Consider the following 7,829-nt stretch of genomic DNA (forward strand, 5'->3'; position numbering starts at 1 on the left):
AGCTCGCAGAGCTGCATCATCGGCACCGGGGAGAAGAAGTGCGTGCCGACCACCGCCTCGGGCCGCTCGGTCACCGCGGCGATCTGGGTGACCGGCGGCCGTCCAGCCGCCGCCCGCCAGGACCGTCTGCCGCAGCAGCCTGTCCCCCGCGGCGAACGTCGGCATCGGTCCTCCCGTTGGTACACGGATGCCCTGGGTGGGCACGTCTACCCACCCAGGGCCCCACGTGTGCGTGGATCAGTTGCAGGTCGTGACGGAGAGCGAGCTGTCGCCGCAGAGCAGCAGGCTCGCCCGGCTACCGCCACCGGTACGGTCGGCCGGAGCCATCTCCAGGCCCTGGAGGTCCAGAAGTGCCATGTCGTTCACCTCCCTTCCATCCGTTCGCCGATCGGGTCGCCCCCGCTGTCGCGAGGGAGTCTGTCCGCGCCCGGCAGGGGCGCGAGAAAGGGCAGCGCCGGCGGCTGGTCGTGCCGCGCGCTGGCCAGCGCGTACAGCACGCCGGCGGTGCCGGTGCCGAAGTCCATGGAGAGGCGCAGCAACTGCTCACCGGGGAAGGCGGTCCCCTCCCGGTACGGCAGCGCGTGCCAGGCCAGCCGGTCCACCTGCGCGCGAAGTTCGAGGCGGTCGGCGGCGTCGGTCGAGGCGGCGAGGTAGGCGATGATGCCGGCCCGGCCGGCGAAGAGCCCGGACTGCGCGTAGAACGGTGAGCGCGCCGCGCGGCGGACACCCGCGCTCGCCTCGGCGAACTGCTCGTCGGCCCGGTGGCGCAGGTACTGGTCGAGGACCAGCCCGATCCCGACACTGCCGTGCGCCAGGTAGGGCATGGTGCGCCAGCCCTCATTGACCTCCAGGGCACCGTCCGGGCGCAGCACACACCGGCGCAGATCCTGACGCAGCGCCGTGGCGGCGTGCTCCAGCAGCTCGTCGTCGCCGCTGAGTTCGTAGAGCCGCAACAGCATCAGCGCCGGTCCGGTCCGGCCCCGCAGCAGCCCGGCGTACGGGTTCCGTCCGCCGCTGACGTCCGGGCCCGGGTCGTCGGCCAGGTGCCCGATCACACGCTCGGCGGCCCGCCACGCGGCGTCGTACAGCGACAGCTCCCCGGTACGCGTGGCCATCTCGGCCAGGTTGAGCGCGATCCCGGACAGTCCGCTGGCCAGGCTGTGGTCGAGCCCGTCGAGGGGTTCCCGCAGGCAGATGTCGACAACGTCAAGCGCGTCCTGCCGGCGTCCGAGGTGAGCGAGGGCGTAGGCGACGCCATGCAGCCCGTCGTAGAAGCCGCAGCGGGTTCCGGACGGGGGCGACGTCGCCCGCCGCACCAGCCACTCTTCGTGCTCGGGCCACCGTCCGGCGCCGCTCTTGTCGAGCGCGTGCAGCACTCCCGCCGCCCCGTGGGCGAGGTTGAGGCCGCCGCTGCGAAACTGCTCGATGTCACCGGGGAAGAGCCGGTCGTCGCGCTCGGGGGTGGCGCTGGCCAGGATCGCGGTCGTCAACTGGTCCCGCGACGTGGGCCGGTCGTCGGCGCCGAGATCCCCTCGCGGGTCCGCTGTGACACGCGGCTCACCGGTGATCTCCTCGACCGCCGGATCGAGGAAGGACCTCGGCACCGGGAAGTTCGCGGCGATGATGTCGGCCAGGTGAGTCACCTTCGCCGGGGCGAGCCGGACGAGCTGGGTCAGTGGCAGGAACAGCGCCAGCCGCAGGCACGCCAGGGCGTACCGGTCGACCGCGGGTCCGCTGCGGTCCCTCGGGGCCGCGAAGCCCTGGTTGCGCAGCCCGGGTCGGCGGTGCCCGGCGATCGGGGCGGCCACCTCGAAGTCGACCAGGGCGACCCGGTCGTCCGGCCGGATCATGATGTTGAACAGGTGCAGGTCCCCGTAGACCAGGCCGCGTTCGTGGATCGCCGCCACGACGGACTCGACCTGCTCGTAGGTCTGGCGGGCCCACCGCGCGTACTCCGCCCGGTCGCCGTCGGTCGCGTCGGCGTCGATCAGCGGGTACCGGTCGACCAGCACCTTGTTGAGCGGTCGGCCCTCGATGAACTCGAGCGCGAGGAACCGGTGCTCGCCGAGAACGAACTCGTCGTGCACCCGAGGCACCTGCGGCAGGTCGGCGAGTTTCCGCAGGGCCTGCGCCTCACGGGCCAGCCGGGCGACGGCGTCGGTGCCGTCGGCGTCCAGGCCGGCATGGGGCCGGGCCTCCTTGAGCACCACCTCGGTGTCGGTACGCAGGTCCCTGCCCACGTACAGCCCGCCGCCGTTCGAGAAGTGGATCACCCGTTCGATCCGGTACGGCACCTCGTTGGTGCTGGTGTCGTTGCGGGCGGCCAGGTGCGGGCCGAGGAAGTCGGGCAGCGTGACCCAGGCGGGTACGTGGAAGACGGGCTCGCGGCGGTCGGGCACCAGCGTGCCGGAGTCGTCCTCGATCGCCGGCACCACCTGGCCGTCGGGTGAGTGGCAGTAGCGGGCGGCGAAGCCGCCGTAGCGCACGTGGACCGGGCCGGCGCCGTAGCGGAGGTCACTGAGGATGTACGGTCCGGTCTCGCCGGTCAGCAGCTCGTCGAGTTCCTTGCAGGCCAGCTCCAGCTCCGCGTCGTCGCGCGGATAGACAGTGACGAACTTGCCGCTGGCGGCCCGGGCGGCGTACTTGGAGTTGCGCAGCAGCAGGGTGCGCGGCCCGCGCAGGAACTTGAAGGACAGGCCGCGGGGGACGCAGTAGTTCCAGACCGCGTCCAGCACCCGCTCGGCGTTCGCCAGACCCGCCGACACATGAATCTTCCAGCCCTGCTGCGGCAGCGAGCCGCCGTCCGGCGCGTAGATCAGCCAGTCGTCGAGCGGCTCACGGCGCCAGCCGGTCGGAACCGGTCGTTCGGCAGCCGGGAAGACGGGCTGCGCGACGGCGCTGCCGAGCGAGTCGTAGAACAACCGATCCGCGGCGCAGTAGCTGTCGTAGCGTTCGTCCACCGTCTCGCCGCCTCTCGAACTCGGCCGGCTGTTGTTCCGGCGTCGAATCGAGTCTCATCGACGGGACGTGGTGGGCTCCAGTGCGCTTAGTCACGACGTTGGATGCGGTGCGCACAGGCACTCATGACATTAGTCAGGCCCGCCCGCCGTAGACAGCGGCGCCCATCGGCTTGTCGACGTCGAGGTCCGTCACTGCGGCGACCCGGGCGATCATCATGTACTGCCCGATCACCATCAGGAGCTCGACCACCTCGCGCGGGGAGAGCAGCCCGGTCAGCGCGGTGGTGGTGTCGTCGGGCGGGCGGACGTCACGGACGACGTCGGTCGTGAAGCGCAGGACGATCCGTTGCTCTGCCGTGAAACAGTCGTCCCGGATCTCGTCGCGCCCGAGCGCGTGGATCATCTCGTCCGTGGCGCCGACGGAGCGGGCGATGGGCTCGTGCTGAACCCACTCGTATGTCACGTTGCTCAACTGAGCGACTCGCAGGATCGCGATTTCGCGGAGCAGTGGGTCGAGGGCCAGGTCCTTGAGCAGCGTGCCGCCCCAGCGCATCCAGTCTGGAAACGCCGTCTCGGCGTGGGCCATGACGCGGAAGAAGCCCAGAGGAAGCGCGGCCTGCAGCGTCTCTCGGACCGGCACCGGGGCGTCGGCGGGGTTCACGTACGGCAAGCGACTCATGTTTCCCCTTGTAAGCAGTAAATCGGGTTAAACCGACCATATCCAATCCCGATTGCGCCCGCCGCAGTTCCGTCCCGGGGGACCCGGCGGCGGTGCGGCGATGAGCACCCGCGCGAGGAGGGTGCTGGTGGCCGGTCGAACCCCCGCTGACGCTCGTCGATGTTGCGAAGCCGATCCAGACGTGCTGGAATGGCTCATATCGCCGCAGCGCGGGGGCAACCGCGCTGGGAACGGCCAGCACGGGAGCATCGCAGCGCCGGCAGCGCGCCGCCTCGGCGGACGCTCGCCTGGCGGATCGCCGGGCCACCTCTACGACGACGGGCGCTTTGCCGGGCAATCATCCTCGCCCGCCGTAGGCAACCCCCTGGCACGTGTCCCCCACGGCTGACGCGCTCGACGCCTGACCCGCCGGGGGCGTCCGATTCGGCCTGCCAGCACCAGAACCGGCGACGAGGTGAGAAGCAACAATGATGTCCCGAGAGAACTTCGCGGGTTGGTACCGAAACCGCTTCGTGTGGGTAGCGGTGATCCTGCTGGTGGTGTCGGCCGGCGTTGTCGTACTGGTCAACCGGACCGACCCGGCGGCGAAGCCGGCGGATCTGCAGTCGCAGATCATCGCCCGGATGCGCACCACGCTCGAGAAGGCGGACCCGGGGCAGCACAACCACGCCGGCCACGGTGCCCAACAGGCGGCCACCGCGGAGAAGGCGGCAGTGATCTGCGGGGTCCGCGTCTACGGTTACGAGCCGACCGAGGCCACCGCGCTCGCCGACGTGCAGACCGTCTACGGCTTTCACCTCTGCGGGGTCGCCGAGAAGCAGCGCCCCTGGGACGTGGCGGTCAAACTGGCCGGTCCGGTGATCATGGACGTGTCCACCACACCTCCGGGCATCCAGGTGGTCGAGGCGACCGCCGACGTCAGGTTCATCGACCGACTGCGGCAGATGTTCCCGCCCAAGTACGCCGAGCCCGCGACGAGGGAAGCGCTGACCGAGTCGGAGATGGCCGACCTTCGGCGTCGGTACGACGCCGCAGCCGGCCTGTAACCAGGCTGGGCGGCCGGTGCCGTGGACGTATCCCGCACCCGGATCCGAACCGGGCGGCTGCGGACACCCCGGTCAGCTCGATCCACATCCGACCATAGATAGATAAGCATTGATATCTAAGTCGATAGATGCAACAGTTGGCTTGGGAGCGTTCCCATTCTGAGTTGCAGTCCCGAAGAGCGGAGGATGAACAGTGCGTTCACTCAAGTCCGATCGATCCGGCGGACGATCCCGGTCACCAGTCCGTCGGTCCCTGCGAGCATTCGTCATGGTGTTCGCCATCGTGGCCGGCATGCTGCCCTTCACCGGGGCAGCCCAGGCCCACGGCACGATCATCAACCCGATGAGCCGCGCCTACCAGTGCTGGAAGACGTGGGGCAACCAGCACATGAACCCCGCCATGCAGCAGCAGGACCCCATGTGTTGGCAGGCGTTCCAGGCCAACCCCGACACCATGTGGAACTGGATGAGCCAGTTGCGGGACGGCCTCGGCGGCCAGTACCAGGCTCGCACCCCGGACGGCCAGCTGTGCAGCAACGCCCTGTCCAGGAACGACAGCGTGAACCAGCCAGGCGCGTGGAAGACGACCACCGTCAGCCGCAACCTCACGGTCCAGCTGTACGACCAGGCCAGCCACGGCGCTGACTACTTCCAGGTCTACGTCACCAAGCAGGGGTTCAACCCGTCCACCCAGAAACTCGGATGGGGCAACCTCGACCTGATCACGACGACCGGGCGCTACGCGCCGGCGCAGAACATCTCGTTCAACGTCTCGCTCCCGTCACGCAGCGGGAACCACATCCTGTTCGTGCTCTGGCGGGCGTCGCACCTGGACCAGACCTACATGTGGTGCAGCGACATCAACGTCACCTGATCGGGACGACCGAAGCAACAGAGTTGATCCGGCTCAGGGCGCCAGCGCCCTGAGCCGGATTGCTCTTTCGGCCCTGCCCTCATTTCGCTGCGGCGGCGGGGCGCTGGTCGCGTCGCCCCCCGACGCCGAGCGAGACCGTGTAACCGCTGGTGATATCACCAGCCAGGGCGCCGAGCTGGCTGACGTCGCCGCCCTTCGTGGATTCACCGTGTCGGGTGTGGTTGATCGTCGCACGTCGACTGCACCGTGCAGAAGGTGCGAAAGTTGAAGGAAAGGCCGAATCCCGACAGATGCTGCGGATCGTCTCTACATAGGCTCTGAGCAGGGAATTCATCCCTGCACCGTCGCCGAAAACGGCGTCGGATTCCACCGAGGAGTCCGACGGTGCATCTGATCAAGGAAGTGCCCCTCATGCACCGTACGCTTCGCCGAGGGCTGCTCGCAGCCGCCACAATGATCGTCGTCAGCATCGGGATCACCGCGACGCCAGTCACCGCCGCCCCACCAAGCCACAGCACAGCAGCGAGCATCCCGGCTCGCGGCCTGCCCCTGTTGGGCACTGGGACCTGCACCCTGCTGTGGGACCTGCTGAACGCCGGAGGCCGAAACGGGCTCGTCGCCATCGGTCTCACCGACGGTCAGCACCTGATCAAGTTCGCCGCCAACCGCCCCGCCCTGGCCTGCACCATCGGCTCGGTCGACCTGCCCGGCAGCGAAGCGCTCATCGGCATCGACTTTCGCGTCCAGGACGGAAGGCTCTACGGCGTCGGCAACAACGGCGGCATCTACGCGCTGGACACGCGCACCGCGGCGGCCACGAAGATCAGCCAGCTGACCGTCGCGCTGAGCGGCACGTCGTTCGGCGTCGATTTCAACCCCGCCGCCGACCGACTCCGGATCATCAGCGACACCGGGCAGAACCTGCGCCACAACATCAACCCCGGCGGCACGACCCTTGTCGACGGCCCTCTCACCTACCCGCCCAGCACCGCCGCCGTCGGTGTCACCGGTGCGGCGTACACCAACAACGACCTGAACCCCGCCACCGCTACCACCCTCTTCGACATCGACACCACCCTCGACCAGGTTGTCCTGCAATCCCCCGCCAACTCGGGGCAACTGGCCGCCACCGGCGCACTGGGGGTGAACGCGAACCTCCAAGCAGGCTTCGACATCCACAGCCCGCTGAGTGGAGACCGCGCCCTGGCCAACAACGCCTACGCCGTCCTCAACGGCGTCGGCGGCTCCCGGCTGTACCGGGTCGACCTCCTCACCGGGGCGGCTCAGACGACAGGCGTGTTCAACGGGCACGTGGTCCTCGACCTCGCCCTGCTTCTGCGGCAGTGACCATCGGGTGGGGTGTCGGGCCGCACCCCTCCCACACTCGTCCACCCTCAGGTTCGCACCGCCATGTCGACCTGTGACCGGCAACCGCCGCGTCAGTCGAGGCGGATGCTTGCCAGTGCCAGTCGTTGGAGCGGCTCGGTCTCGTTCCACTGGCTGTCCTGCGTGATCCAGGACAGGCTGTAAGCGCGGGTCCTGCTCTCGTTGATCAGCAGCCGGCGGGCGTGCAGCCGCGTGCCGCCGGCCTGGTCGCAGGTGTACTCCCACTCCGCCGCGCCGCCCGGGCGGATGACCGGCCCAATACTGATCCTCTGGTAGCCGGCCAACGCCCCTGTGGTCAACGCGTCGCGCTCGGCGGCCTCCCACCGCTTCGACGGTACGGAGGAAGCTGTCGCGGCGGGGTCGACGGCGATGGCCCGCACCTCGGCGGGATCGCGGAAGCACACCAGTGCACCCTCGGTGTGCCGGCTCCATCCCTCGGGCACCGCCAGCAGAAATCCGGCGGGGTCCTGGTGCCACGCCCAACCGTTCGGCAGGGCGTACGGCAGCGGTGCGCCAGGCGCTCGCAGAGGCTCGGCCCCGCTGGAGTCGGCGTCCTCCAGGCAGGGGTGGGCCGGCGGTGCCGTCGCGGTCGATTCCACCACGCCGGCGGCCGCACCGCCTGGTTCGGCCGCCGAAAGGCTGTCCTCGCCACGCCAGCCGCCGATCACCGCACCGGTTGCCGTGACGACGACGGCCGCGACCGCCAGCAGGCCCACCACGGCACCGGCGAACGCCCAGCCGGTCGTCCGATCACGGGAGGTGGGTGTCAAGACCGGAATGACCATTGTGGTTACGCCCTCCGGCACCCCGGCCGCTACCCGACCACCCAGCGGGTGCCGGACCCGGCTCCTGTAGGGCGGCGTGCGCCGTGGCGGCCTGCGACA

At 69.6% G+C, this 7,829-nt stretch carries 7 protein-coding genes and 2 pseudogenes; 3 read left to right on the forward strand and 6 right to left on the reverse strand.

Annotated elements, in window-relative coordinates:
- From ABZ749_RS24160 to ABZ749_RS24175, 4 genes and pseudogenes are all read right to left on the reverse strand, one after another.
- Positions 1-95: pseudogene (locus ABZ749_RS24160) on the reverse strand (3-hydroxyacyl-CoA dehydrogenase NAD-binding domain-containing protein); the annotation flags it as partial.
- Positions 96-237: 142 nt separating this feature from the next.
- The gene (locus tag ABZ749_RS24165) at positions 238-357 is read right to left on the reverse strand and encodes a SapB/AmfS family lanthipeptide (RefSeq protein ID WP_013734295.1); all 120 of its coding nucleotides are present in this window, start codon (positions 355-357) and stop codon (positions 238-240) included.
- A gap of 5 nt (positions 358-362) precedes the next feature.
- The gene (gene lanKC, locus ABZ749_RS24170; RefSeq protein WP_357231463.1) at positions 363-2,960 is read right to left on the reverse strand and encodes a class III lanthionine synthetase LanKC; all 2,598 of its coding nucleotides are present in this window, start codon (positions 2,958-2,960) and stop codon (positions 363-365) included.
- Positions 2,961-3,093: 133 nt separating this feature from the next.
- A complete protein-coding gene (locus tag ABZ749_RS24175; RefSeq protein WP_357231466.1) occupies positions 3,094-3,639 on the reverse strand; it encodes a carboxymuconolactone decarboxylase family protein in 546 nt (181 codons plus the stop codon).
- A 467-nt stretch (positions 3,640-4,106) separates the two neighbouring features.
- On the opposite strand from ABZ749_RS24175, the gene ABZ749_RS24180 reads away from it, so the two are divergent.
- Both ABZ749_RS24180 and ABZ749_RS24185 read left to right on the forward strand, forming a co-directional pair.
- The gene (locus ABZ749_RS24180; RefSeq protein ID WP_357231469.1) at positions 4,107-4,685 is read left to right on the forward strand and encodes a hypothetical protein; all 579 of its coding nucleotides are present in this window, start codon (positions 4,107-4,109) and stop codon (positions 4,683-4,685) included.
- A gap of 268 nt (positions 4,686-4,953) precedes the next feature.
- A complete protein-coding gene (locus ABZ749_RS24185) occupies positions 4,954-5,559 on the forward strand; it encodes a lytic polysaccharide monooxygenase (protein WP_124853697.1) in 606 nt (201 codons plus the stop codon).
- Between the two features lie 79 nt (positions 5,560-5,638).
- Here the strand turns inward: ABZ749_RS24185 and ABZ749_RS24190 are convergent, their stop codons facing one another.
- A complete protein-coding gene (locus ABZ749_RS24190; protein ID WP_357231472.1) occupies positions 5,639-5,929 on the reverse strand; it encodes a hypothetical protein in 291 nt (96 codons plus the stop codon).
- 41 nt (positions 5,930-5,970) lie between these two features.
- On the opposite strand from ABZ749_RS24190, the gene ABZ749_RS24195 reads away from it, so the two are divergent.
- Complete coding sequence (locus ABZ749_RS24195) at positions 5,971-6,906, forward strand: DUF4394 domain-containing protein (RefSeq protein WP_357231475.1); 936 nt, start codon at positions 5,971-5,973, stop codon at positions 6,904-6,906.
- A gap of 92 nt (positions 6,907-6,998) precedes the next feature.
- Here ABZ749_RS24195 and ABZ749_RS24200 read toward each other — a convergent pair.
- Positions 6,999-7,829 (reverse strand): annotated as a pseudogene (locus ABZ749_RS24200) (hypothetical protein); the annotation flags it as partial.

Origin of the sequence: Micromonospora sp. NPDC047753 (assembly GCF_040642735.1) — a bacterium.
Taxonomy (GTDB): Bacteria; Actinomycetota; Actinomycetes; order Mycobacteriales; family Micromonosporaceae; genus Micromonospora.